21 protein-coding genes and 1 riboswitch are annotated in these 24,079 nt (G+C 72.3%); of the genes, 10 read left to right on the forward strand and 11 right to left on the reverse strand.

The features are described from left to right. Positions 1–57: 57 nt before the first annotated feature. Positions 58–139: riboswitch (S-adenosyl-L-homocysteine riboswitch) on the reverse strand. Between the two features lie 68 nt (positions 140–207). The 4 genes from ACIA77_RS38030 to ACIA77_RS38045 form a co-directional block, all read right to left on the reverse strand. After that, positions 208–981: an ANTAR domain-containing protein gene (locus ACIA77_RS38030; protein WP_395890946.1), complete on the reverse strand. Its 774-nt coding sequence runs from the start codon at positions 979–981 to the stop codon at positions 208–210. A gap of 70 nt (positions 982–1,051) precedes the next feature. Next, on the reverse strand, positions 1,052–2,089 hold the full coding sequence (locus ACIA77_RS38035) for a DNA polymerase IV (protein ID WP_395890947.1): 1,038 nt from the start codon (positions 2,087–2,089) through the stop codon (positions 1,052–1,054). 482 nt (positions 2,090–2,571) lie between these two features. After that, a complete protein-coding gene (locus tag ACIA77_RS38040; RefSeq protein WP_395890948.1) occupies positions 2,572–2,841 on the reverse strand; it encodes a DUF3040 domain-containing protein in 270 nt (89 codons plus the stop codon). Between the two features lie 249 nt (positions 2,842–3,090). Continuing rightward, positions 3,091–3,870 carry a right-handed parallel beta-helix repeat-containing protein gene (locus tag ACIA77_RS38045; protein WP_395890949.1) on the reverse strand — a complete coding sequence of 260 codons (780 nt, stop codon included), beginning with the start codon at positions 3,868–3,870 and terminating at the stop codon, positions 3,091–3,093. A gap of 159 nt (positions 3,871–4,029) precedes the next feature. On the opposite strand from ACIA77_RS38045, the gene ACIA77_RS38050 reads away from it, so the two are divergent. From ACIA77_RS38050 to ACIA77_RS38060, 3 genes are all read left to right on the forward strand, one after another. Next, positions 4,030–5,853 (forward strand): protein kinase, encoded by a 1,824-nt coding sequence (locus ACIA77_RS38050; RefSeq protein ID WP_395890950.1) that lies wholly within the window; start codon positions 4,030–4,032, stop codon positions 5,851–5,853. Further along, on the forward strand, positions 5,850–6,698 hold the full coding sequence (locus ACIA77_RS38055; protein WP_395890951.1) for an FHA domain-containing protein: 849 nt from the start codon (positions 5,850–5,852) through the stop codon (positions 6,696–6,698). Before ACIA77_RS38050 ends, ACIA77_RS38055 begins: the two co-directional genes overlap by 4 nt. Before the next feature lie 161 nt (positions 6,699–6,859). Continuing rightward, positions 6,860–7,501: an FHA domain-containing protein gene (locus ACIA77_RS38060; RefSeq protein ID WP_395890952.1), complete on the forward strand. Its 642-nt coding sequence runs from the start codon at positions 6,860–6,862 to the stop codon at positions 7,499–7,501. 67 nt (positions 7,502–7,568) lie between these two features. Here the strand turns inward: ACIA77_RS38060 and ACIA77_RS38065 are convergent, their stop codons facing one another. Continuing rightward, positions 7,569–8,048 (reverse strand): MarR family winged helix-turn-helix transcriptional regulator, encoded by a 480-nt coding sequence (locus ACIA77_RS38065; protein ID WP_395890953.1) that lies wholly within the window; start codon positions 8,046–8,048, stop codon positions 7,569–7,571. Between the two features lie 98 nt (positions 8,049–8,146). Between ACIA77_RS38065 and ribA the strand changes: the two genes are divergently transcribed. Then, the gene (gene ribA / locus ACIA77_RS38070; protein WP_395890954.1) at positions 8,147–8,782 is read left to right on the forward strand and encodes a GTP cyclohydrolase II; all 636 of its coding nucleotides are present in this window, start codon (positions 8,147–8,149) and stop codon (positions 8,780–8,782) included. Between the two features lie 122 nt (positions 8,783–8,904). Here the strand turns inward: ribA and xsc are convergent, their stop codons facing one another. Beyond that, on the reverse strand, positions 8,905–10,713 hold the full coding sequence (gene xsc, locus ACIA77_RS38075) for a sulfoacetaldehyde acetyltransferase (protein WP_395890955.1): 1,809 nt from the start codon (positions 10,711–10,713) through the stop codon (positions 8,905–8,907). Between the two features lie 171 nt (positions 10,714–10,884). Here xsc and ACIA77_RS38080 point away from each other — a divergent pair, with 171 nt between their 5' ends. Genes ACIA77_RS38080 through ACIA77_RS38090 form a run of 3 tightly spaced genes read left to right on the forward strand, consistent with a single transcriptional unit; the run spans position 10,885 to position 14,374 of the window. Continuing rightward, positions 10,885–11,700, forward strand: coding sequence for an IclR family transcriptional regulator (locus ACIA77_RS38080; RefSeq protein ID WP_395890956.1), 816 nt, complete (start codon positions 10,885–10,887; stop codon positions 11,698–11,700). Positions 11,701–11,717: 17 nt separating this feature from the next. Continuing rightward, positions 11,718–12,653 (forward strand): AAA family ATPase, encoded by a 936-nt coding sequence (locus ACIA77_RS38085; RefSeq protein ID WP_395890957.1) that lies wholly within the window; start codon positions 11,718–11,720, stop codon positions 12,651–12,653. Next, on the forward strand, positions 12,650–14,374 hold the full coding sequence (locus ACIA77_RS38090; RefSeq protein ID WP_395890958.1) for a cobalt chelatase: 1,725 nt from the start codon (positions 12,650–12,652) through the stop codon (positions 14,372–14,374). Before ACIA77_RS38085 ends, ACIA77_RS38090 begins: the two co-directional genes overlap by 4 nt. 600 nt (positions 14,375–14,974) lie before the next feature. On the opposite strand, the gene ACIA77_RS38095 is transcribed toward ACIA77_RS38090, so the two are convergent. Genes ACIA77_RS38095 through sauS form a run of 3 tightly spaced genes read right to left on the reverse strand, consistent with a single transcriptional unit; the run spans position 14,975 to position 18,409 of the window. Next, positions 14,975–15,853 carry a CoA-binding protein gene (locus tag ACIA77_RS38095; RefSeq protein ID WP_395890959.1) on the reverse strand — a complete coding sequence of 293 codons (879 nt, stop codon included), beginning with the start codon at positions 15,851–15,853 and terminating at the stop codon, positions 14,975–14,977. Continuing rightward, positions 15,853–16,992, reverse strand: a complete 1,140-nt coding sequence (locus ACIA77_RS38100) for an ATP-grasp domain-containing protein (RefSeq protein ID WP_395890960.1) — start codon at positions 16,990–16,992, stop codon at positions 15,853–15,855. The genes ACIA77_RS38095 and ACIA77_RS38100 overlap by 1 nt, the downstream gene beginning before the upstream one ends. A gap of 4 nt (positions 16,993–16,996) precedes the next feature. Continuing rightward, positions 16,997–18,409, reverse strand: coding sequence for an acylating sulfoacetaldehyde dehydrogenase (gene sauS, locus ACIA77_RS38105; protein ID WP_395890961.1), 1,413 nt, complete (start codon positions 18,407–18,409; stop codon positions 16,997–16,999). A gap of 276 nt (positions 18,410–18,685) precedes the next feature. Between sauS and ACIA77_RS38110 the strand changes: the two genes are divergently transcribed. Beyond that, a complete protein-coding gene (locus ACIA77_RS38110) occupies positions 18,686–20,020 on the forward strand; it encodes an MFS transporter (RefSeq protein ID WP_395890962.1) in 1,335 nt (444 codons plus the stop codon). Between the two features lie 10 nt (positions 20,021–20,030). Here ACIA77_RS38110 and ACIA77_RS38115 read toward each other — a convergent pair whose 3' ends face one another. Next, positions 20,031–20,834, reverse strand: a complete 804-nt coding sequence (locus tag ACIA77_RS38115; protein ID WP_395890963.1) for an IclR family transcriptional regulator — start codon at positions 20,832–20,834, stop codon at positions 20,031–20,033. Positions 20,835–21,001: 167 nt separating this feature from the next. On the opposite strand from ACIA77_RS38115, the gene ACIA77_RS38120 reads away from it, so the two are divergent. Continuing rightward, positions 21,002–22,057, forward strand: coding sequence for a phosphotransacetylase (locus ACIA77_RS38120; protein WP_395890964.1), 1,056 nt, complete (start codon positions 21,002–21,004; stop codon positions 22,055–22,057). A gap of 85 nt (positions 22,058–22,142) precedes the next feature. On the opposite strand, the gene ACIA77_RS38125 is transcribed toward ACIA77_RS38120, so the two are convergent. Next, a complete protein-coding gene (locus tag ACIA77_RS38125; protein WP_395890965.1) occupies positions 22,143–23,120 on the reverse strand; it encodes a LacI family DNA-binding transcriptional regulator in 978 nt (325 codons plus the stop codon). Positions 23,121–23,296: 176 nt separating this feature from the next. Here ACIA77_RS38125 and ACIA77_RS38130 point away from each other — a divergent pair, with 176 nt between their 5' ends. Next, positions 23,297–24,061 (forward strand): sulfite exporter TauE/SafE family protein, encoded by a 765-nt coding sequence (locus ACIA77_RS38130; protein ID WP_395890966.1) that lies wholly within the window; start codon positions 23,297–23,299, stop codon positions 24,059–24,061. Positions 24,062–24,079: the final 18 nt, after the last annotated feature.

Consider the following 24,079-nt stretch of genomic DNA (forward strand, 5'->3'; position numbering starts at 1 on the left):
GGCGCGGACGCCGTTCGCCGGCGAATTCCGCTTCGGTGAAAACAAAAGGCACCTCCTTGTCAGGAGGCGCCCTTGTCCGGACTCACGGGCCGAGCGTGGCGGAACCCTCGAGGTTACCGTCGCAGCGCCTCTCGGCCCGGAGTGCGCGCCCGCGGGCGCGCGTCTCGTTTTCCCGCCATCCACCATGGCAAGACGGGCCGGAGGCTGTCAAGCGAGCGGCTCGGGCAGGTCGAGGTCGACGTGGCGGCTGGCGAGCGTCTCGGCCAGCACGGTGAGCTTCACGTTCAGGTCCTGTGAGGTGCGGCGCAGGATGTCGAACGCCTCGTCGGCCGTGATCCCGCGCCGCTGCATCAGGATGCCCTTGGCCTGGCCGATCACGTCCCGCGAGTCGATCGCCTTGCGCAGCTGCGCGTTCTGCAGCTCCGCGGCGGTCACGGCGCGCGTGTTGGCCAGCGCGAGGGAGCCGTGGGTGGCGAGCAGCAGTGCGACGTCGCGATCGGCTTCCGTCAGCGCGCCGGCTTCGTGCGCGTACACGTTCAGCGCGCCGGACACCTGCGGCGGGCGCGCGTCGGGCAGCAGCGCGATGGCGAGCAGCGAGCCGACGCCGTGGCGGGCGGCGGTGGGGCCGAACTGCGGCCACTTGGCCTCGCGCGCGAGGTCCTGGCTCTCCGCGTGGGCCGGGCCGTCGGGCCGGGCGGCGTCGACGCAAGGTCCTTCGCCGGTGCGGTACTGCACCTGGTCGAGCTCCGTCGCGATCGGGTCGGTCTCGACGGGCGTGTAGAAGATCCCGTCGGGCGCGCGCAGCGTGATGCTGACCAGCGACGCCGCCGGGATCACGCGCGCCGCGGTCGTCACGAGTTCCCGCAGCACACCGCCGATCGTCGTGGCGCCGAGCAGCGACCGGGTGAGTCCGCCGAACTCCCCGCCCAGCCCCGCGAACCGGTCACCGGGCCGCGCGCGGGGAGCGTCGCCGTCGGACATGCCGTCACCTCGAATCCTGGGGTTCCCTTCGGGCTACCCGCCCCGGGGTGGCGGCCAAACGGGGCCGTGGTCACTCCGGCGGGCGCGGGAACTCCGCGCGGACACCGAGCAGCCGCACCGGCTTGCCGAGCTCGAACATCCCCAGCACCTCGTGGGCCGCGCGGCCGATGGCCGCGGCGTCGGACGTCGGCTCGGGGAGCGTGACGCTGTGCGTGTGGGTGAAGAACGGTGCGAACCGCACCTTCACGGCCACGCGTGCCGCGGGGCGGCCCTCCTCGGCGACGTCAGCAGCGACGCGCTGGGCGAGCCCGTCGATCTCGTCGGCGATGCGGCCGGGATCGGTGAGGTCCTGCTGGAAGGTCGTTTCCCGGCCGCGCGAGCGGGCCACGTACGGGGTGGCGGTGACCTCGGCGTCGCTGATGCCGCCCGCGAGCAGCCGGTACCACGGGCCGAGCCGCGGGCCGAAGCGCGCGGCCAGGTCTTCGGGGTCGGCCCCCGCCAGTTGCAGCACCGTGGTGAAGCCGGCTTCGGCGAGCTTCTTGGCGGTCTTGCGCCCGATGCCCCACAGGGCGTCGGTGGGCCGCTCGGCCATCACGGCCCACCAGTTCTCCCGCGTGAGCCGGTAGATACCGGCGGGTTTGGCGAAGCCGGTGGCGAGCTTCGCGCGCAGCTTGTTGTCGCCGATCCCGACGGAACACGACAGGCCGGTTTCCTCCTGCACCGCGTGGCGGATCTCGGCGGCGAAGGCTTCGGGGTCGGCGGTGGTCACGCCGAGGAAGGCTTCGTCCCAGCCGAGGACTTCGACGACGGCCGGGAACTCGCGCAGCCGCGCCATCACCCGGTCGGAGACCTCCTGGTACGCGGGGGCGTCGGTGGCGAGGAAGACGGCGTCGGGGCAGCGTTTCGCGGCCAGGCGCAAGGGCATGCCGGATTGGATGCCGAATTCGCGGGCCTCGTAGGAGGCGGTGGCCACGACGGCGCGTTCGGAAGGGTCGCCGGTCCCGCCGACGACGACCGGGCGGTTGCGCAGCTCGGGGTGGCGGGCGATCTCGACCGCGGCGATGAACTGGTCGAGATCGACGTGGAGGACCCAGGTGGTGGTGGGCACGGGGTCCAGTGTGCTGGGTTGGGGTGGGGTTGTGCACGTGTGTGGGGGTGGGTGGGCCGGGTCGTGCTGGAGTGGGTGGGTGGTTGTGGCTGGGGGAGTGAGCGGCTCGTCGCGCTGGGGCGCGACGTTGCGCTGGGGCGAAAACCCGCTGGGGGCACCCCGATCTTTGATTGTCACGACGGTCTGGAGCACTTTGTCAAGGCTGGAAAGCGTGCCTTGACAAAGTGCTCCAGACCGCGTGGAAGGCGGGGATCGAGGTGCAGGGCCGGGTGTGGGTGCGTGGTGGGGGTGCGTAGTCGGGTGGCGGTGGGCAGGGGTGGGTGAGTGGGTGAGGTGCGTTGTGGGTTGGGAGGAGTGGGTGCGTGGTGGGGTGTGTTGGGGGGTGGCGGTTGGGAGGGGTGGGTGCGGGGCTGGGGTGCGTAGCCGGGTGGGGGTTGGGAGGAGTGCGTGCGTGGTGGGGTGGCGGTGGGCCTGCGGTGCGGTCAGCCGTGGCTGTGGCCGCCGATGATGTGGAGGGCGACGCCGCCGCCGGCGGACAGGAGGGCGCCCAGGGTGAGGGCGGGGCTGGTGGTCACGAGGCCGGCGACGAGGAAGGCCACGGCGCCGAGGTCGAAGAGCACCGCGAGGATGGTCAGGGCGAGGCGGTTCGGGGCGGGTTTGCCGCGCGAGAGGGCCGCGGCCAGTGCGGGGTCGCTGAGTTCGAACCAGCGCTCGATCTTGTCCAGCTCGCTGCGTTCTTCGTGACTGAGCATGGAGGTCTCCTTCGGCGGCGCGCCTGCCGGTGTGCTCGGCAGGTACCCGCACGCGCGGTGCGCCAACCGCTCCGCAGCGGATTCACCCGGGTGTCCGCAGTCGTATAACGGCCTATACGTCGATTCGTGGTTCAACCGGGTGGGTTCCGGCGTCCACTGTGGACCCTTGATCGACCGGACGGGTGACTGTGGCGCTCACGCTGCGGAGCGCGGCTCCCAGTCGGTTCCCTTGTCCGCCAAGGGGAACCGTCAGGGTTCGCAGGTGGGTTCGGGGCCGGTGTAGCCCGGGCGCGACGAGCTGTCGATCCCGACCTCGCAGGGGATGGCGGGGTCGGCGTGGTTGCCGTCGACGTGGGCGCCCGTCGAGCCGATCGCGAGGCCGATCGCGTGGTCGGGGCCCGCGGCGAAGGTGTTGCCGGTGATGGTGGCGCGCTGGACGTCTTCGAACATCAGCGTCTGCGACGCCTTGAGCGTCTCGCAGTCGTTGTCCTTGATGACGAAGTCGGTCGAGTGGCCCTTGCCGTCGCCTTCGCCGTCGTTCGGGCCCTCGGCCATGAGGCACGTGTTGTCGATCTTTTCGCAGCGGTTGTCCTCGATGCGGACGTGGTTGCTGGGCCGCGTGTCGCTGGCGAAGGTCTGCAAGCAGTCCGCGTGGCCGTTGCGGTTGGACGTCCCGCTGACGGTGTTGTGCCGGATGGTGAGGTAGTCACCGAAGAAGCGGATACCGTCGCCGTCGCCCCCGTGCGGTTCGGTGATCGTGGTGTTCTGCAGGGTCACGTGGTCGCCCTCGAGTTCGACGCCGGGAGCGGACGGGTTCGTGAGCGTGAAGCCGTCGACCACCACCCAGTCGGCGTCGACGTCGATGCCGGAAACCTGTTGTCCCGCACCGGAGTACACCCGCGGGTGGTCCGGGGTGCCGCCTTCGGTGATCTCCAGCCGGTCCGCCGGCGCGGCGTGCGCGGCGGGCGCGCACACGCCCGCCAGGACGACGCCGGCGGCGGCCAGCCGGACGAGGGTGGAGCCGTTCATCCGGTCCTCCGGTTCGTGAGGGTGATCGTTCGAACCCGCACCGTAAGCGCCCCGCCGGGGACCCGTCCCGATCCGGGCCGCTTCCTGCGGCCGGATGTGATGCAGTATCGTTACTGCGAGTTACCTCACTGAGGTCCGACCACGCCGAGGGGAGCGTCGGTGCAGGGTGACCAGGTGATCGCGGAGCGTTATCGACTGCTCGAGCGGATCGGCACCGGCGGCATGGGTGTGGTCTGGCGTGCGCGCGACGAGCAGCTCGACCGCGTGGTGGCGGTCAAGCAGGCCCGGCTCTCCGACGCGGTGAGCGGCCGTACCCTGCGGCGCGAGGCCCGCCTCGCCGCCGGGGTACAACACCCGAACGTGGTCACCTTCTTCGACGTGGTGGCCCACGGCGACGAGCTGTGGCTGGTGATGGAGTACGTCCCGTCGCGCAGCCTCGCCGAGCTGCTGACCGAACGGGGCAGCCTGCCGGTGCGCACCGTCGCCGAGATCGGCGTGCAGGTCGCGGCGGCGCTGGCCACCGTCCACGAGCGCGGCATCGTGCACCGCGACGTGAAGCCCGGCAACGTCCTCATCACCGAAGACGGCCGCGCGAAGCTCACCGACTTCGGCATCTCCCGCTCGGTCCGCACCGACGAGACGCTCACCGACTCACCGCTCATCGGCGGCACCCCGGGCTACCTCGCGCCGGAGGTCGCGCAGGGCCACGCGCCGACGCCCGCGTCGGACGTGTTCTCCTTGGGCGCCACGCTGTTCGCGGCCGTCGAAGGTGTGCCGCCCTTCGGTGGCGGCAACGAGTTCGCGACGATCCGCCGCGCCGCGGAGGGTGTCGTGTCGCCGCCGCGCCAGGCGGGCGACCTCGCGCCCGCGCTCGCCGCGCTGATGAGTGCCGCGCCCGCGGACCGGCCCACGGCGGCCGCCGCGCACGGCCTCCTCGCGGCGGGGCTCGACGGGCTCCCGGCCGCGGCACCCCTGCGCCCGGGCCGTGGCCGCCGTCGCCGGTTGGTGCTCGCCGGGGTGGCCGTCGCGGCGGTCGTGGTGCTCGCCGGTGTCGCGCTGGTTGCGTTGCCTGGCAAGGAAAACGCCGCGACACCCGCGGCTGGAGCGGGCGCGTCCGCGGCGCCCGCGAAGCTCGGCATCGGGCGGGATCCGCGCTCGGCCGATCCGTGCCGGCTCGTCGACCCGGCGCCGCTCAAGCCCTTCGGCGACCCCGAGGTGGACCCGGACTACGGCAACTTCGACCGTTGCGACGTGATCATCCACCGCCCCGGCCAAGACGTGCAGGCCGACGTGAAGGTGGAGCTGCAGGACCCGCCCGCGGACAAGGCGGCGCCGGAGGGGCAGCGCACCCGCTCGGGCCCGTTCGACGTGTTCGGCGACCCCGCGCAGGACGGCGAATGCGTGCGCCTGATCCAGCTGCAGGACCGCTACCTCGTGCGCGTGACCGTCGCCGACGACGAGGGCGACCACCTCGACGTGTGCCAGGCCGCCGGGGTCGCGGTGGCGTCCGCGACGAAGGCGCTGGCCGCCTCGGGCGTGCCGGCGCGGGCGACGCCGTGGCCCGCCGGTTCGCTCGCGCGCGTCGACGCCTGCGCGCTGCTCGATTCGCCGACGCTCGCCAGCGCGGCGGGGGTGGCGGCTCCGGTGCAGGTGGAGCCCGGTTACGGCAACTGGACCTGCGATTGGGACAGCTCGGCTTCCACCCGCTCGGTGACCGTGATCTTCGACCGCGACCAGCCGCCGGACGGGGACAGCGGCCAGCTCGTGCAGGTCGCGGGCCACGACGCCTACCTCAAGACCGACGAGTTCGCCGACAACACCTGCCAGGCCCTGCTGGTCTACCGCCGGTACACCGACGCCCACGGGGAGGCCGCGGTGGAGCAGCTCAAGGTCGTCCTGCACGGCGACCCGCCCTCGGCCCAGCTGTGCGCACCGGCCACCGCGCTCGCCGGCACCGTCGTCTCGAAGCTGCCGCAGGCATGACCGCACTGCGCCCCGGCGGCCAGGCCGAACCCCTCGGTGCCGACCACGGCAGCCTCGCCTTCGGCGTGCCGCCCTCGCCGCCCGGCACGATCTTCGCGCTCGCCGTCACCGGCGGAATCCGCATGCCGCCGCGCGACGGCCGCGAAGTGCTGTTCGGCCGCAACCGCGAGGACGTGCACGTCTGCGTCGGCGAGGACGACCGCAAGGTCAGCCGCAAACAGGGGTTCCTCGTGCGCCGCCGCGACGCCTGGTGGATGCACAACACCGGCCGGCTGCCGATCCGGCTGCCCGGCTCGCGGCTGCTGTTCCCCGAGGAAGAGCCCGTGCCGCTCGCTGAGGGCTACACGGCCGTGTTCGTGCGCGGGTCCGCCGACCGCGAGCACCTGCTCGAGCTGTACGTGGCGGGCGCGGACGGGCGCCGGCCCGAGTCCCGGCCGCAGGACGTGACGGAGCCGCCGCGCATGTGGCGGCTCAGCCCCGAGGAACGGCTCGTGCTCGTGTCGCTGGCGCAGCGCTACCTGTTGCAGCAGCCGTACCCGCAGCCCATGGCGTGGCGGCAGATCGCCGAGCAGCTCGCCGAACTCGAACCGGGCAAGCGCTGGACGTCCAAGCGCGCGGAGCACCTCGTGGTCGCCGTGCGCGGGCGGCTCGCCCGCGCCGGCGTCCCGGGCCTCACACGCGAGGAAGTCGGTGAGCCGGTGGGCAACTCCCTCAACGACAACCTCGTGAAGGAACTGCTGCTGTCCACTTCGCTCGTGCCGCCGGACCTCGCCTTGCTCGAACCACCCGATGACGACGCCGTCGGCCCGCCCGGTTCGGGAGGGGTCCCGGCGCCCCCTGGCTAGCCTCGCGGCGCGCGGTGGGTCGGCCCCGCGCCTGAGCGGGTGGGGGCGGTGTGACCGGTGAGAGGACGCGGGTTTTGCCCGCCGGGCACCCGAGCCTGGCGCGGGGGTTCGCGTCACCGGCGGGGACGCTGGTGGTCCTGGGGCCGGCCGGGGGAGTGCTGGTGCCACCGACCGAACCGGACCCGGTGACGTTCGGGCGCAACACCGCCGAGGTGTCCGTGCCGGTGGGGGAGGACGACCGGCGCGTGAGCCGCCGCCACGGCGTGCTGGAGCGGCACCGGGAACGGTGGTGGGTGCGGGCGACGGGCAAGGTCCCGTTGCGCCTGCCCGAGTCGCGGCTGCTGTTCACCGGCGCCGCGCCGGTGCCGTTGCCGGGCGGCTACCTGCCGCTGTACGTGCACGGCTCCCGCGGGCGCGAACACGTGCTGGAGGTGCACGTCGCCGACGGCCGGCCGGTCGCGCCCCCCGTGGCGGACGGCGTGCTCGCCGCGCGGGAACGGCTCGCGCTCATCGTGGTCGGCCAGAGTTTCCTGCGCTGGGAAGCACATCCGCGGACGCTGCCGTCCGAGCGGGCCGCGGTCCAGCTCGCCGCCCTCGACCCCGGCGGCGGCTGGACGCCGCTCACGGTGCGCGCCGCCGTCGACGCCGTGCGCGCCCGCCTCGATCCGGCGCGCGGCGACGAACAGTTGCTGACCGGCCTGTTGGCGTCCGCCGTGCTCGTGCCACCGGACCTCGCCCTGCTGACGGCGGCGGCACGGTCGCCCGGAGTACCCGACTGGACACAGAGGACAGTCGGCTCGTAGGGGCGCCGGAGTGGTTGTGCCACGCGGAGGCGGGAACGCCCGCGCCGTGGACTCCGCGTGCCGAGTCTCACACCGCCGTTCGCTGGGGCCGATCGGCGCCGCGGAGGTGGGTTTCGAGGGTGTCGAGGGCTTCGCCGAGGGCCGTGAACTGCTCGGGCGTGAGGCTGTCGACGAGGAGTTCGCCGACGAGTGCGGCGTGGCCCGCGGCGGCTTCGCGAAGCTGTGACCAGCCGAGATCGGTGAGGAACGCGATCACGCCCCGGTCGTCCGACTCGCACGAGCGGCGGCCGACGAGCCCCGCTTTCTCCAACTGGCCGACCTGGTAGCTCAGGCCGCTCTTCGACGTCAGCGCCGCCCCGGCCAGCTCGGTCATCCGCAGTGCCCCGCCGGCGGCGGCGAGCCGGGCCAGAACTTCGTACTGTGGATGCGAAAGCCCCGCGTCGTCGCGAAGCTGCTGTTCGACGCGGCGGTTGAGCTGCGAGGTCACCGCCAGGAAGGCCTGCCAGGTCTGCAGCTGGCGATCCGTGAGCCATCGGGGTTCGGCCATGCACCCATGGTAACGCAGGTTGTTCAAATTTGAACGTTGTTGTAGGGTCGATCGAGTCGTGGTTCAAATTTGAACCACCTGGGAGAACGGAGCGGTCGATGACCACAGCAGCGGAGGTGCGTACGCGGGTGCGGATCCCGCTGCGGCTCGGCGAGGACTTCGAAACCGACGCGGAGGCCGTCACGTTCCGGGGGCTCGCCGACGGGCTGGAGCACCTGGCGTTCGTGCTGGGCGAGCCCGGCGAGGTCCCGCTCGTGCGGCTGCACTCCGAGTGCCTCACCGGCGATGTCTTCGGCTCTGCCCGCTGCGACTGCGGCCCGCAGCTGCGCGAGTCCGTGGCGCGGATCTCCGAGACCGGCGGCTACCTGCTGTACCTGCGCCAGGAAGGCCGCGGGATCGGTCTGTACAACAAGCTCGACGCGTACGCGCTGCAGGACAGCGGTCTCGACACGTACGCGGCCAACGCGGCGCTCGGCCTGCCTGAGGACGCCCGCGACTACACCGCCGCCGCGCAGATGCTCACCGCGCTCGGGGTGCGCGAGCTCGACCTGCTGTCGAACAACCCGGACAAGGCCGCACAGCTGACCGCGCACGGTCTCGAGGTGCACGAGCGCGTGCGCACGGGCGTGTTCGCGACCGAGACGAACGTCCGCTACCTGCGCGCGAAGGTCGAGCTCACCGGGCACAGCCTCACGCTGCCGAACGGCTTCGGGCACGCCGGCATCGCCAGCTGACCCCGCGTCCGCCGGCTCGAACAGTCCACTGAGGACAGGCGGCCGGACGCGCGAACACCGCCACGGTCCTGAGTGGACAGGACCGTGGCGGCGGGTTCCGGACGGGCCGGGGAGTGTTCGGCTCAGACGTAGTCCTTGTACTTGTCGAGGAACCGCACCGGCTTGGACAGCGCGTCGCGCCGGAACGGGTCGCCCAGTTCCCGGGTGCACATGATCTCGAGGACCGTGGTGCGGCCCTGGTTCATCTGGGCGTCCACCGCCTGCCGCAGCGCCGGGCCGACCTGGTCGAGCCGGTCCACGACGACGCCTTCGGCGCCCATCGACCGCGCGATCCCCGCGAAGCTCGGGCTTTCGAGCTCCCCGGCGACGAACCGGCGGTTGTAGAAGTCGACCTGGTTCTTCTTCTCCGCGCCCCACTGGCGGTTGTGGAACACCACGGCCGTGACCGGGATGTCGTGCCGGACGCAGGTGAGGATCTCGCCCATGCTCATGCCCCACGCGCCGTCACCGGCGTAGGAGATCGCGGGCCGGTCCGGTGCGGCGACCTTGGCCCCGATGATCGTCGGCAGGGCGTACCCGCAGTTGCCCCAGCTCATCGCCGCGAACATGCTGCGCGGCCGCTCGAAGCGCAGGTAGCTGTTGGAGACGGAGTTGATGTTGCCGATGTCGGTGGACACCATGACGTCCGCGGGCATCGCGTGCTCCAGCTCGCGCAGCACCTGCCGCGGGTGCAGCCAGTTGCCGTCCTCCTGCTGGGCCTCACTGATCACGTCGAGGCTGTAGGGGTCCTTCTCGTGCGTCCAGCCGGTGAGCTCGGCTTCCCAGGCCTCCTTCTCCGCCCGCAGCTTCGCCAGCCGCTGGTCCTTCGTCGCGTCGCACGTGAGCGTGCGGTCCGTCAGCCGCTGCGTGAGCGCCTGCGCCGAGGCCTTCGCGTCGCCGCAGATGCCGACGGTGATCTTCTTGACCAGGCCGAGCATCTTGTGGTCGGCGTCGATCTGGATGATCTTCGCGTTGGTGGGCCAGTAGTCGAGGCCGTGCTGGGGGAGCGTGCCGAACGGCCCGAGCCGGGAGCCCAGCGCCACGACCACGTCCGCCTGGGACAGCAGCTTCATCGCGGCCTTCGAACCCTGGTAGCCGAGCGGTCCGCACCACTGCGGGTGGCTCGCGGGGAACGAGTCGTTGTGCAGGTAGCTGTTGACGACCGGGGCGCCGAGGCGTTCCGCGAGCGCCCGGCACTCCTCGACGCCGTCGGACATCACGACCCCGCCGCCGGAGATGATCACCGGGAACTCAGCCGCGGCCAGCAGTTCCGCCGCCTCGTTGAGGCTCTGCTGCCCGCCGGGGCCGCGGTCGAGCCGCTGGGGCTCCGGGATCTCGGTGGTGATCTCGCCGTAGAAGTGGTCGCGGGGGATGTTGAGCTGCGTCGGCCCGATCTCGGACATCGCGCGGTCGAACGCGCGCCCGGTGAACTCCGCCATGCGGCGCGGGTTGTTGACGTGCCCCTGGTACTTGGTGAACTCCTGGAACATCGGCAGCTGGTGCGCTTCCTGGAAGCCGCCCAGCCCCATGCCCATCGTGCCGGCCTCGGGGGTCACGACGACGACGGGGCTGTGCGACCAGAAAGCGGCCGCCACCGCGGTGACGGTGTTGCTGATGCCCGGCCCGTTCTGGCCGATCACCACGCCGTGCCGGCCGCTGACGCGCGCGTAGCCGTCGGCCATGTGCGCGCCGCCCTGCTCGTGGACGACGGGGATCAGCCGGATCCCGGCCGGCGCGAAGATGTCCATCGCGTCCATGAACGCGGAGCCCATGATGCCGAAGATGTCGGTGACGCCGTTGGCCACCAGGGTCTCCACGAAGGCCTCCGACGGCGTCATCTTCGTCGGCCCGGCGGCCACGGTTCGGCCGTCTCCGGTCTTCCTGTCAGCCATGCATGCACCCCTTCGAGCAAGTTGGTTTACAGAAATCGGTACTGAGAGTTCCTAAAATCAGGATGGAGTGACCATAGGACGCTCGCGACCGGCTGGTCAATGCCATCTTTCGGAAAATGAGACGCAGTGTGCTAGTTTCTGCGAATCGGACGCACGAGCCCAGGAGGTGTGGTGGAGCTGATTCGCGACCCCGACGGCGCGGTGAACGGGGATACCCCGGCTCTGCGGCTGTTCTCGCTGCTCGAGCGGATCGCGGCCAAGGACCAGCTGGTCACCTTGCAGGGGCTGGTCGAGGAGACCGGCCTGCCGAAGCCGACGGTGCACCGCATGCTGCAGCAGCTCGACGCCGCCGGCCTGCTGATGCGCCAGGCCGACGGCCGCCACTACGGCACCGGTGTGCGGCTGCGGCGGCTCGCGGAGAACCTGCTGCTCAACGCGACGCACCACGGGGTCCGGCACGCGATCCTCAAGAACCTGGTCGACGAGCTGGGCGAGAGCTGCAACATCACCGCGCTCTCCGGCAGCGAGATCGTCTACCTGGACCGCGTCGAGACCTCCGAGCCGCTGCGGTTCTACCTGCGGCCCGGCTCGCGGGTTCCGGTGCACTGCTCGGCGAGCGGCAAGATGATCCTCTCCCAGCAGACGCCGGGACAGCGGCGCCGGCTGCTCGGCGCCGCGCCGCTGCGCCCCTACACGCAGAAGACGGTGACCGACGTCGACACCCTCGAGGCCGAGTTCGCCCGCATCCGGCGCGACGGGTTCGCGCTGGACGAGGAAGAGTTCCTGCCGGGGCTGGTGTGCGTCGCGGTGCTGGTCCCGGCGCCCGCCGGACGGTCGAACCTCGCGGTCGCGGTGCAGGCGCCCGTGATGCGGCTGACCCCGGACAAGGCGTTGCACACGTTGCCGGCGTTGCAGCGGGCCGCGGCCGCGATCAGCCGCGTCGAGGCCGAAGGTGCCGCGGAGGACGCCGACAGCATCCCGTTGTGAACCCGAAGGGGGAGAGCGTGACGGACTTGCCCGACCGGCCGGTCGCGGTGCGCGAGGTCTTCGGCCTCGATTCGGACCTCGTGGTACCGGCGTTCGCCGAGCCCGATGAGCACGTGCCCGAGCTCGACGAGGCCTACCGGTTCAACCCGGACGTGACGCTCGCGCTGCTCGCCGGCTTCGCCCGCAACCGCCGCGTGCTCGTCCAGGGGCTGCACGGCACGGGGAAGTCGACGCACGTCGAGCAGGTCGCCGCGCGGCTGAACTGGCCGTGCGTGCGGGTGAACCTCGACGGCCACCTCAGCCGGCTCGACCTCGTCGGGAAGGACGCGGTGGTGCTGCGCGAGGGCAAGCAGGTGACGGAGTTCCGCGACGGCATCCTGCCGTGGGCGCTGAGCCGGCCCGTCGCGCTGGTCCTGGACGAGTACGACGCGGGCCGGCCGGACGTGATGTTCGTGATCCAGCGGCTGCTGGAGCGCGACGGGCGCTTCACGCTGACCGACCAGAACCGGGTGCTGACCCCGCACCCGGCGTTCCGCCTGTTCGCGACCGCCAACACCGTCGGGCTCGGCAACCTCAACGGGCTCTACCACGGCGTCCAGCGGCTCAACCACGCGCAGGTCGACCGGTGGAACATCGTGGTGGCGCTGGACCACCTGCCCGCGGCGGAGGAGGTCGCGATCGTGCGCGCACGGGTGCCGTGGCTCGACGGCGCGCTCGCGGAAGCGATGGTCGCGGTGGCGGCGTTGACGCGGGAGGGTTTCCGGGCCGGCGACGTGTCGGCGCTGATGTCCCCGCGCACGGTCATCACGTGGGCGGAGAACACCGAGATCTTCGGCGACGCGGCGCTCGCGTTCCGGCTGTCGTTCGTGAACCGCTGCGACGAGGCGGAGCGGCCGGTGCTGGCGGAGTACTACCAGCGCTGCTTCGACACCGAGCTCGCACTCACCGCGTGACCGAAGTGGACGGTGCGCTGCGCCGGCGCCGCTGGGCCGAAGAGCTCTGCGCCACCACCCTCCGCGCGCTGAGCGGCGATCCCGGCGTGCACTTCCGCGGCTGGCGGCTGTACCGCGGGCCGCACGCGCTCCCGGCGCCGCCGCACCTGCGGCCCGGTGAGGACGACGACTTCGAGGCGTTCCGCGGCACCGCGGACGGGATGGCGTTGCGCCTGCTCGGCTCGGACGCCGCGCTGCACCGGCGGTTGCGGCCGGCCGACGGGATCGCACGGCTGGTCTTCGAACTGCTCGAACAGTTCCGCGTCGAGTCGCTGGTGCCGGCGGCGCTTCCCGGAGTGGCCCGCAACGTGCGGGAACGCTACCGCCGGTGGGCGCTCGGGGCGCACCACGCCGGCCTCACCGAGACCGCCGCGGGACTGCTGGTCTACACGGTCGCGCAGGTCGGCCGGGCCCGCGTGCTCGGGGAGCCGGTGCTCGAAGAGACCGAGGACTTGATCGAGGCCACGCGAGCCGCGCTCGCCCCGGTCATCGGACCGGAACTGGCGGGTCTGCGCCGGACCCGCGACAACCAGGTGGCCTTCGGCGGGTACGCCCGGGCGCTGGCCGAGAAGGTCGGTTCGCTGCTCGCCGACGCGGGCTTGGGTGGCGACGGTGACGAAACCGCCGACGCGGCGCCGTTCGCGGCGCTGCTGGACTTCGACGACCCCGCCGACGGCGGCGTCGCGCGGGCCGGTGACCTTCGTGAGCGGGCGCCGGCGGACGGCGTGGGCTACCGCGCCTTCACCGCCGCGTACGACCGCGAGCCCGCCCCGCGCACCCTCGTGCGTCCGGAGCTGCTGAAGGAGTTCCGCGAGACCCTCGACCGGCGCGTGGCCGCGCAGGGCGTGAGCTGGATGCGGCTCGCGCGGGACCTGCGGACGCTACTGGCCACGCCTTCGGCCGACGGCTGGGAGGGGGCGCAGGAAGAGGGCTACGTCGACGGCCGCGCGCTGTCGCGGCTGGTGTCCTCGCCGGGTGAGGGCGCCGTGTTCCAAGTTCCGCGCATCGCGCCCGCCGGCGACGCGCTGGTGACCTTCCTGATCGACTGCTCGGGCTCGATGAAGGAGCACCGCGAGTCCGTGGCGGCGCTCGTCGACCTGTTCGCCCGCGCGCTGGAGCCCGCCGGCGCGGCGTGCGAGATCCTCGGGTTCACGACCGCGGCCTGGCACGGCGGCCGCGCCCGCCGCGACTGGGAGCGCGCCGGTCGCCCGGCCGCACCGGGCCGCCTCAACGAACGGCGGCACCTGGTGTTCAAGGCCGCCGCGACCCCCTGGCACCGCGCCCGCCGCGAGATCGCCGCGCTGCTCAAGGCCGACCTCTACCGCGAAGGCGCCGACGGCGAGGCCGTCGCGTGGGCCGCCCACCGCGCCCTCGCGCGCGACGAGCGCCGCAAACTGCTGCTCGTCCTCTCCGACGGCAGCCCGATGGACACCGCCACCGCACTGGCCAACGACGAGGACTACCTGTCCCGCCACCTCACCACCGTCGTCACCGACCTGGAGCGCCGCGGCGCAGTCGAGGTGCTCGGCCTCGGCGTCGGCCGCGACCCGAGCCGCTTCTACCGCCGCAGCCACGCCCTGGGCGACCTGGCCACCCCCGGCTACGGCGCGTGCCGGGACATCCTGAACCTGCTCGCCGGGCGGCGGTCTGCGGAACCGGCTGTGGAGGCCTCCGTGGACTGATGCGGCTGGGCGGACTCTCAAGGGGTTCTGCGTTGGTGTTCTTGGCGGATCGGCGCCGCCGGTGGTTCGGCGTCGGCCAGCAGGGCGGCCGTCGGCGCCGTGCCTTGGGCGACCTGGACGCCGGCGGGGTGTGCCGGGAAGTCCTGCCCGCCGGGCGGCGGTCCGCGGAACCGGCCGTGGAGTCCTCTGCGGGCGCTGCTGCGTCGTCCGTGGACTGACGAGGCTGGGTGGATTCTCAAGGGTTTCCGCAGCGGTGTTTTGGTGGATCGGCGCGGCCGGTGGTGCCGAGCTGGCGCGCAGGAGGAGGCGGCCGGCGAGGCCGCACCCTGGATGCCGGCGGGTATTGGCGTGTGGGGAGGTCCTGGACCTGATCGCCGGGCGGCCGGCGGGACTCCCGAGAGTTTCCAGTGGTGTTTTGGCGGACCGGCGCGGCGCGGAAGGGGCTGAGCGTTCAGCGTCCGCCGGTGTACTCGCGGCCCGTGGTGCGTGGCGTGATCCGGCGACTTGGCGTCGGCCCGATGGTCGAGAGCACGCCAGGGCCGGGTGAACGAAAGCGAGCGCGCCGGGCGAAGAACTCGCCCGGCGCGCTCGCGGCGCGGGTCAGCGGGGCTGGATGCCGTGCGCCCGCAAGGCTTCCCCGATTCCGCTGGGCAGGTCGACGACCGTCGCGCCGGCGGAGCGCAGGGCGGTGACCTTGGAGTCGCCGCTGCCGCGGCCGGCGCTGACGATGGCGCCGGCGTGGCCCATGCGGCGGTCCGGCGGCGCGCTGCGCCCGGCGATGAACGCGACGACCGGCTTGGTCATCGTCGCGATGTACTCGGCGGCGTCCTCTTCCATGGAGCCGCCGATCTCGCCGACGAGGACGACGGCTTCGGTGCGCTCGTCGGCGTCGAGCTGGCGCACCGCGTCGAGCGTCGTGGTGCCCAGGATGGGGTCGCCGCCGATGCCGATGAACGCGGACTGGCCGTAGCCGGCCTGCACGAGGTTGAGCGACACGAGCGTGCCGAGGCTGCCGCTGCGCGAGATCACGCCGATCGAGCCCGGGCGGAAGATGTTGTCCGCGAAGCCCGGCATGATCCCGACGGACGCGACCCCCGGCACGACCAACCCGGCCGTGTTCGGGCCGAGCACCTGCGCGCCGTGGTCTCGCGCCTCCGCGAGCACGTGCATGATGTCGTGGTAGGGCACGTGTTCGGTGAGCAGCACGATCTTGCCCACGCCGGAGGTGATGGCGTCGGTCGCGGCTGCGCGCACGGCGAGCGGCGGCACGAACAGCACGCTGACGTCGAGGTCGTGCCCCTGCGTCGCGTCCGCCACCGAGTCGTAGACGGGCACCCCGCCGATCTCCCGGCCGCCCTTGCCCGGGCTGACACCGGCGGCGATCCGCGTGCCGCATTCGGCCATCCGCTCGGCCCAGAACGAGCCCTGGCGGCCGGTGAGCCCCTGGACGACCACGGATTCGTTTTCGGTGACCAGCATCAGCGCACCCCCTCGCGGCCGGCGGCGACGGCGGCGCGCACCGCTTCGTCCATCGTTTCGCAGGGTTCGATCCCGAGCCGTTCCCGCACCAGCCGCACCGCTTTCTCCTCGCCGGTTCCGTGGATGGAGAAGAAGATCGGCAGCTGCGGCTTGAGCTCTTCGATCGCCGCCAGGACCCCTTCGGTCATCACGTCGGTGCGCGCGAACGCACCGCAGAAGTTGACCACCAGGCTGCGCACCCGCGGGTTGTCGAGCACCAGCCGCAACGCCGGCGTCGCCTTCGTGTACGCGTCGCCGCCGATCTCCAGGAAGTTCGCCGGTTTGCCGTCGTAGTGGTTGACCGCGTCCAGCGTCGTCATGGTCAGGCCCGCGCCGTTCGCGAGCACACCGACCGCGCCGTCGAGCTCCATGTACTGCAGGCCGAGTTCGCGCCCGCGCCGCTCCAGTTCGGTGCCGGCCGCGTCCGGCGAGACCGCGAGGCCGGACACCAGTTCGGCGTGCCGCCCGAGCGCGCCGGGGTCGAGCGAGACTTTCGCGTCCAGCGCGATCACCTCACCCGCGGTGGTGACCACGAGCGGGTTGATCTCGACCAGTTCGGCGTCGAGGTCGCGGTAGAGCCGGTACATCCGCAGCAACGTGTCCGTCAGGGCCTCGGCGACGTCGCTGTCGCCGACCAGCGCGGCGGCGAGCTGCTCGGTCAGCCCGGCCCGGATGTCGACCGCCTGCCGGCGGATCAGGCCGGGATCGCGGGCACCGACCTCTTCGATGTCCATCCCGCCGGAGGCGGAGAAGAGCACGAGCGGTCCTTTGGTCGCCGGGTCGTTCAGCACGGACACGTACAGCTCGGTGCCGATGTCGGCGCACTCCTCGACGAGCAGGGTGTCCACCGTGACCCCGCCCAGCTGCGTCCCGAGCAGCGCCTCGGCGGCGGCGCCCGCCTCCTCCGGGGTGTCCGCGAACCGGATTCCGCCGGACTTCCCGCGTTTGCCCGACGGGACCTGGCTCTTCAGCGCCACCCGCGCGCCGATCGCCGCGGCGGCGCGGCGGGCTCCGTCCACCGTGGTCACGACCGTGCCGCGCGGCACCCGCACGCCGGCCTGGTCGAGGAGCTGTTTTCCCTGGTGCTCAAGCAACTTCATCGGGTCACCGTCCGTACTTCTCGAAGTAGCGTCCCCACAGGTCGTCTTCACTCGGCACGCGCGGGGGAATGGTGCGCGCGAGCCGGGTGATGTTCAGGAAGTGCCGGTAGGACAGGTTTTCGCTGATGCTGTTGCCGGCCCAGGTGCCCGCGCCCATCGTCAAGGTGAACCCGAGGCCGTTGTCGAACCCGCCACCGGTGCCGAAGCAGTGCGCCTGGTTGACGAGCACTCGCGCGACCCGCAGCCGCTCGGCGACCAGCCGGGCGTGTTCCTCGGTGCGCGTGTGGATCCCGCACGAGTGCCCGGCGCCCTGGAAGTCGAGGATCCGCTGGATGCGCTCGAGCGCTCGCGGGAGCGTGTCGAACCGGTAGACGGTGAGGACCACCGACAGCTTCTCGCCGCTGAACGGGTGGTCCGGCCCGACTCCGTCCTCTTCGACGAGGAAGAAGCGGGCGGCGCGCGCCTCGGGCGAGTCGAGCCCGGCCAGCGCCGCGATCTTCTCCGGCGACTGCGCGGTGATCGCCGAGCTCAGCTTGCCCTCGGGCCACATCACGGCCTGCAACCGCTGCTTCTCCTCCGGCGTCAGCACGTAACCGCCTTCCGCGCGAAGCGCGTCGAGGGCGGCGTCGTAGACGTCGGTGTGCAGGTGCACCGAGTTCTCCGACGAACAGCTCGTGGCGTTGTCGAACGTCTTGCTGCGCCTGATCTTCTCCGCGGCGTCGGCCAGATCGGCGTCCGCGTCGACGATGACCGGCGCGTTGCCCGCGCCGACCCCGATGGCCGGGGTGCCACTGCGGTAGGCCTGGCGCACGTTGCGCTGGGAACCGGTTACGACGACGAGGTCGGCCTGCTCCATGAGCTCGTGGGTCAGTGCCTTGGACGGGTTCGCCACGTACTGCACGAGATCCCGCGGCGCACCGACCTTGTCGAGTTCGGCGTGGACGTAGCCGACGAGCAGCCGGCAGGTCGATTCCCCCTTCGGCGAGGGGGAGAGGATCACGGCGTTGCGCCCCTTGAGCGCCATCATGGTCTTGTTGGCCGGGGTCGCGGCGGGGTTGGTCGACGGGCACACCGCGGCCACCACGCCGACCGGCTTGGCGTACTCGGTGATCCCGGTGGCGGGGTCCTCGTCGATGACGCCGACCGACTTGGCGGCCATCAGGTCGCGCAGCGTGCCCAGCGTTTTGCGCTGGTTCTTCGCTATCTTGTCGGGGACGTTGCCGAGTCCGGTGTCGCGCACCGAGAGCTCGGCGAGCTCGGTGGCGCGGTCGGGCCGGTAGATCGCCCAGGCGACCGCCGCCACGACGTCGTCGACGCGGTCCTGGTCGTACTCGGCGAAGACTGCTTGGGCTGCCCGGGCTTTCGCGATGAGGTCCGCGATCGTCCCTACGTCGGGCCTGTCCTGAACTGCGGTCACGGCTGGCGCCCCTTCGGTGACATCGCCGCGCGCGTCGTCGCGACGCTGCGACTGACGGAAATTCCGCCGCCGGCCAGGTTCTGCCGGCGACTTTCATATTGTGGGAGTTCATCCCACGGTAGGAGGACCGCTGATGTGCGTCAATGCGGACCGGGCGGTGCCGGCTGTGCCCTGAATCACGATCGTTCCGGTGTGGCGGTTGACACGCCGACACCCGCTGCTTAGCGTACTTTGGCATCTGCTTCCATTAATTGGAATCCCTGAGGCGGTGCAACGATGCCCCACCCAACACGGACGCCCACAGCTGGTGCGCGACCGGCGACTACGAACACCGGGTTTCTCCGGGCCTACCGGAGGCGGGTCCGCGGCGGGATCCTCCTGCTGCTCTGCGGCATGTACTTCATCACCTACATGGACCGCGTCAACATCTCGACCGCGGCCCCGTTCATCCGCGCGGACCTGCACCTGTCGAACACCCAGCTCGGCCTGGCGCTGTCGGCGTTCTCCATCCCGTACGCCTTCTTCCAGATCTTCGGCGGCATGCTCGCGGACCGGTTCGGGCCGCGGAAGCTGCTGTTCTTCGTCGGCCTGGTCTGGGCGGTCGCGACCGCCTTCACGGGCCTGTCGATCGGGCTGGCCAGCCTGTTCGCCGCCCGCCTGGCCCTCGGGTTCGGTGAGGGCGCGGCCTTCCCCGGCGCGACCCAGGCCATGTCCCGCTGGCTGCCGGCCGACCAGCGCGGCTTCGGGCAGGGCATCACCCACGCGTTCGCGCGGCTGGGCAACGCGGTGGCCCCGCTGGTCGTGGCCGCGGTGATCGCCGCGTTCGACTGGCGCGTGTCGTTCTGGCTGCTCGGGATCGTCAGCCTCGCGTGGGCGATCGCGTGGGTGCTGATCTACCGGGACCGGCCCGCCGACCACCCTCGGATCACGGAGGAGGAGCTCGGTGAGCTCGACGCGCGCCAGCGCGCCGACCAGCGCCCGCCGGTGCCCTGGCGGCAGCTGCTGCCCCGGATCCTGCCGGTCACCTTCGTCGACTTCACCTACGGCTGGATGCTGTGGGTGTACCTGACCTGGATCCCGTCCTACTTCTCGGAGAGCTTCGACCTCAAGCTGGCGAAGTTCGCGCTGTTCAGCACGCTGGTGCTGCTGGCTGGCGTCATCGGTGACACGTTCGGCGGACTGATCTCGGACGCGTTGCTGCGGCGGACCGGGAGCCTGCGCGTCGCGCGGCGGTCGGTGCTCGTCGTGGGCCTGCTCGGCTCGTTCTTCTTCATCCTGCCGACGCTGTTCGTGCACCAGCTCGCACTCGCCGCGGTGTGCCTGGCGCTCGCGTTCTTCTTCCTCGAGATCACGAACCCGGTGCTCTGGTCGATCCCGATGGACATCGCGCCCGACCACGCCGGCACGGCCGGCGGCGTGATGAACACCGGGTTCGGGGTGGCGGGCATCGTCTCACCGGCGGTGTTCGGGCTCCTGGTGGACCGCACGGGCAGCTGGGTGGTGCCGTTCGGGGTGTCGGCCGTGCTGCTGCTCATCGGCGGCCTGACCGCACTGCGGATCAAACCGGACAACAAGCTGCCCGCTCCGGAGCCCGCCGCTGAAGCGGGCTGAGCGGCACCGGTCAGAAGCTGTGCCCGGGTGGCAGGAGAGCGGAGATCTCCTTGGCCGCCCGGGTCACTTCCGGGCCCAGTTCGTCGAAACGCTCGTCCGGGACGCGGACCGACGGTGCCTGCACCGCGATCGCGGCCCGGGCGAGGCCGGCGCCGTCGCGGATGGGCGCGCCGACGCAGCGGACGCCGAGGTTGGACTCCTCGTCGTCGGTGCTCCAGCCGCGGGCGCGGATCTGGTCCAGCTCGGACCTCAGCTCCCGCGTCGAGACGTGCGTCTTCGCGGTGAGCCGGTGCAGGCGCCGGGTGCCCTTGAGCGTGCGCTCCGCGGCGTCGGCGTTGAAGGCGAGCAGCGCTTTGCCCATCGACGAGGCGTGCAGCGGCACGCGGGTGCCCGGGGCCTGCGTGAACCGCAGCGGCTCGGCCGATTCGATGCGCTCGACCACCACGGCGGCGTCGGCGGTGAGCACACCGAGGTTCACCGACTCGCCGGTCACCGCCGCGAGCTGCTGCAGCACGGGGTAGACGACGTCGAGCGCGAAGTTGCGGTGCGCGGCTTGGCCGAGCAGCAGCGCGCCGGTACCGAGGTAGTAGCGCTCGCTGTCGGTGTTCTGCGCCAGGTAGCCCTCCGCGACGAGCGCCCGCACGATGCGGTGGGTGGTGCTCAGGTTGAGCCCGAGCTCCTTGGCGATGGTGCCGACGCCGAGATCCCCGCGCCGGTCGCGGAACAGGCGCAGGACGGAGAACGCGCGCGAGATCGTCTGAGCGCCCAGTACCGGGTTCCCGCTCTGCGTCCGGTCTGGTTCGTCGCCTGCCATGACACCCCTTGTCACATGTTGGACTGTCACATGTTGGAAGCAGTCTACCCCTGAAGATCGCGTTTACCAGTGTACCCCTGGCGTTGACAGTGTTCCCCGACCTCGCCTAACGTCGAGGTTGGAAGTACTTGCCACATGATGGAATATGCTGTGGAGGGTGGTGGCCGATGGTCGGCGCGACGGCGACCGGGGAAGCCGGTGCGATCGGCGAGGCCGGCGACCGGCGGGGCGCGGGTGAGCTGGTCGGGCTGTGGCGGGCGCGCCTGGCCGACACCGCCCCGCGCGTCCTGCTCGCGGACGGCGAGGACCCGCGGGCGATCGAGGCCGCGCTCGCGTTGCACGAGAACCGGGTGCTGAGCCCCCTGCTGTTCGGCCGGCGGGAGCGGATCCACCGCGTGGTCGCGGTTCCCGACGAACTCGTGCTCGAACCCTCGCGGCTGGCCGCGGACCCACTGGTGCGCGGCGCTTTGCTCGCCGCGTTCGACGACGCCGGCGAGGCCGGGGTGCGGGCCGAAGATCCGCTTTACGTCGCCGCGGCCGGATTGCGCGCCGGGGCGGTGGACGCGTGCGTGGCGGGCGCCGGGCGCGCCACCGCCGACGTGCTGCGCGCCGGCCTTCGCGTGCTCGGCCCGGCGCCCGGGGTGCGGCAGGTGAGCAGCGTCTTCCTGATGGCGCTGGCGGACGGCCGGGTGCTGGCCTTCGCCGACTGCGCGGTCGTGCCCGATCCCGACGCCGGGCAGCTCGCCGACATCGCCGCCGCGGCGGCCGGGTCCTACCGCTCGCTGACCGGCCGCGCGCCGGTGGTGGCCCTGCTGTCCTTCAGCACCCAGGGCAGCGCCCGCCACGAGTCCGTGAACAAGGTGCGGGCCGCGACGGAACTCGTGCGGTCCCGGCTGCCGGACGTGCCCGTCGACGGCGAGCTCCAGCTGGACGCCGCGCTCGTGGCCGCCGTCGCCCGCGCCAAAGCGCCGGGCTCGGCCGTCGCCGGGCAGGCCACCGTCCTCGTCTTCCCCAACCTCGACGCCGGCAACATCGGCTACAAGATCGCCGAACGGCTCGGCGGCGCGGTCGCGCTGGGCCCGGTCCTGCAGGGCCTGGCCGCGCCGCTCAACGACCTGTCCCGCGGCTGCAGCAGCCGCGACATCGAGGTCATGGCGATGATCAGCGGCGTGCAGTCGCTCGACGCGCCTCGCGCGGCCGGTGAAGTCCGCATGCAACGGTGACCGGGGGATGAATCCGGCGCGGACTTGGTGCTGTGCGGTGGTTTCCGCCTCGGCGCGGACCCGGGCCGCCACCAACCCACGGGGGTCAGGGCGCCGATTCGCGCACCACAAGCTCGCTCGGCAGCACCGTCGTCCCGCTCAGCGGGGCGTCACCGGTGAGCCGGTCGAGGAGTTTGCGCGCCGCGGTTTCGCCGAGGGCGCGCAGGGGGCGGCGGACGGTCGTGAGCCCCATGGCCTCGGCCAGCGGGGTGTCGCCGAACCCGGCCACGGCGACCGCGTCCGGGACCGCGCGGCCCGCTTCGCGCAGACCGCTCAGCACTCCGGCCGCCACGGCGTCGTCGCAGGCGAACACCGCGTCGAAACCGAGCCCTCCGGCGAGGAGTCTTCGCACGGCCAGCCGCCCGCCCGCCACGGTGAGGTCCGCTTCGGTCACCGCGGGTTCACCCAGCGGCATCCCGGTTTCGGCGAGCGCCGCGCGGAACCCGGCGAGCCGGCGGCCGGTGACCGCGGCCGGGCCGGTCACCACGGCGACGCGCCGCCGGCCGCGCGCCAGGAAGTGGCGCGCCACGGCGGCCGCGCCGGCCGGATCGTCCGCGGAGACCGAAGCCAGCGTCGGGTGCGTCCCGTCGACGACGACCACGGGCAGGTCCGAGTCGCGCAGCGCTTCGAGGTCCGTGACGGCCGGTGGGGGAGCGACCAGCAGCAGCCCGTCGAACGCGCGCGCCCGCACCTGGTGCGCGAAGCGCTCGATCGACTCCTCACCGCGACTCGTGGTGCCGAGCAGCAGGCCGTGGTCCTTCGCGTCGACGACGTCGGCGATCGCCTGCAGCACTTCGCCCGTGCCCGGGGGCGATAACCCGGGCACGAGCACCCCGACCAGCCCGGTGCGGCCCTTCGCCAGTCCGACCGCGCCGGCGCTCGGGATGTACCCGGTGGCGGCGATGACCTCGCGCACGCGCACTGCGGTCGCGGCGTCCACGTCGGACTTGTTGTTGAGCACCCGGGACACGGTCGTCTTGCTCACCCGCGCGCGGCGGGCGACCTCGGCGATCGTGACGCGCATAGGTCCTCCCGCGGAGCCCGCCACCGGGCGCCGTCGTCCGGGCTGGCGGCCTCTCTTCCAAAATTACCCGCGTTCGCGACGTCGGCCCGGCGTCCGTTCGGCGGTGTCCGTTCCGCCGGAAGTGACATGTATAACAACCTATACGGTAACGCTCCGCCGCGTGTTCTCATGTCCGCGTGATCATCGACGCGGGCGAGCTCGCCCTCCTGCTGCTCGCCGGCGTCGGGGCCGGCCTCGTCGGCGCGACGGCCGGACTCGCCTCACTCGTGTCGTACCCCGCGTTGCTCGCCGCCGGAATGCCGCCGGTCGTCGCGAACATGACCAACACCGTCGCCATGCTCGGCACCACCGCGGGCGCGGCCGCCGGAGCGCGACCGGAGCTCACCGGGCAGTGGCGCCGGCTGCTGCCGCTGTGCCTCATCACGACCGCGGGCGGCGCGTGCGGCGGGCTCGTGCTGCTGCTGACGCCACCTGACGCGTTCACGGTCGTGGTGCCGTGGCTGATCGGCGGCGCGTCGCTGGTCCTGATGGCGGGCCCGCGGTTGCGCCGGTTGGCCGAAGGTTCGGAGCGGCACGGGATCGGGCCGGGCGCCGGGACGGCCGCGTTCCTGGTCGGCGCCTACGGCGGCTACTTCGGCGCCGCGGCGGGCGTGCTGATGCTCGCGCTGCTCACGACCGTGTGGACGCAGTCGCTGGCCCGCACGAACGCGGCGAAGAACATCGCGACGGGCACGGCGAACCTGGTCGCCGCGGTCGTCTTCTCGTTCACCGGCCGGGTGTTGTGGCCGGCGGCCGTGGCCGTGTGCCTCGGTTCGGTGGTGGGTTCCTGGCTGGGCTCGGTGCTGGTCCGGTACCTTCCCGCGACACCCCTGCGGATCGCGATCGCCCTCGCCGGGCTGGTGCTCGCGGTCGTGCTGGCCCGCGAAGCGTTCGCCGGCTGATCGCGGCGCAACCGTTGC

Origin of the sequence: Amycolatopsis sp. NPDC051903 (assembly GCF_044452505.1) — a bacterium.
In the GTDB taxonomy this organism is placed as follows: domain Bacteria; phylum Actinomycetota; class Actinomycetes; order Mycobacteriales; family Pseudonocardiaceae; genus Amycolatopsis.

What these genes read in the sequence shown, in the direction of transcription:
- ACIA77_RS38100 (WP_395890960.1), bottom strand. Translation starts at nt 16,992, where the DNA reads ATGAAGTTGCTTGAGCACCAGGGAAAACAGCTCCTCGACCAGGCCGGC.
- ACIA77_RS38110 (WP_395890962.1), top strand. Translation starts at nt 18,686, where the DNA reads ATGCCCCACCCAACACGGACGCCCACAGCTGGTGCGCGACCGGCGACT.
- ACIA77_RS38055 (WP_395890951.1), top strand. Translation starts at nt 5,850, where the DNA reads ATGACCGCACTGCGCCCCGGCGGCCAGGCCGAACCCCTCGGTGCCGAC.
- ribA (WP_395890954.1), top strand. Translation starts at nt 8,147, where the DNA reads ATGACCACAGCAGCGGAGGTGCGTACGCGGGTGCGGATCCCGCTGCGG.
- ACIA77_RS38120 (WP_395890964.1), top strand. Translation starts at nt 21,002, where the DNA reads ATGGTCGGCGCGACGGCGACCGGGGAAGCCGGTGCGATCGGCGAGGCC.
- ACIA77_RS38115 (WP_395890963.1), bottom strand. Translation starts at nt 20,834, where the DNA reads ATGGCAGGCGACGAACCAGACCGGACGCAGAGCGGGAACCCGGTACTG.
- ACIA77_RS38045 (WP_395890949.1), bottom strand. Translation starts at nt 3,870, where the DNA reads ATGAACGGCTCCACCCTCGTCCGGCTGGCCGCCGCCGGCGTCGTCCTG.
- ACIA77_RS38125 (WP_395890965.1), bottom strand. Translation starts at nt 23,120, where the DNA reads ATGCGCGTCACGATCGCCGAGGTCGCCCGCCGCGCGCGGGTGAGCAAG.
- ACIA77_RS38095 (WP_395890959.1), bottom strand. Translation starts at nt 15,853, where the DNA reads ATGCTGGTCACCGAAAACGAATCCGTGGTCGTCCAGGGGCTCACCGGC.
- ACIA77_RS38030 (WP_395890946.1), bottom strand. Translation starts at nt 981, where the DNA reads ATGTCCGACGGCGACGCTCCCCGCGCGCGGCCCGGTGACCGGTTCGCG.
- ACIA77_RS38040 (WP_395890948.1), bottom strand. Translation starts at nt 2,841, where the DNA reads ATGCTCAGTCACGAAGAACGCAGCGAGCTGGACAAGATCGAGCGCTGG.
- ACIA77_RS38065 (WP_395890953.1), bottom strand. Translation starts at nt 8,048, where the DNA reads ATGGCCGAACCCCGATGGCTCACGGATCGCCAGCTGCAGACCTGGCAG.
- xsc (WP_395890955.1), bottom strand. Translation starts at nt 10,713, where the DNA reads ATGGCTGACAGGAAGACCGGAGACGGCCGAACCGTGGCCGCCGGGCCG.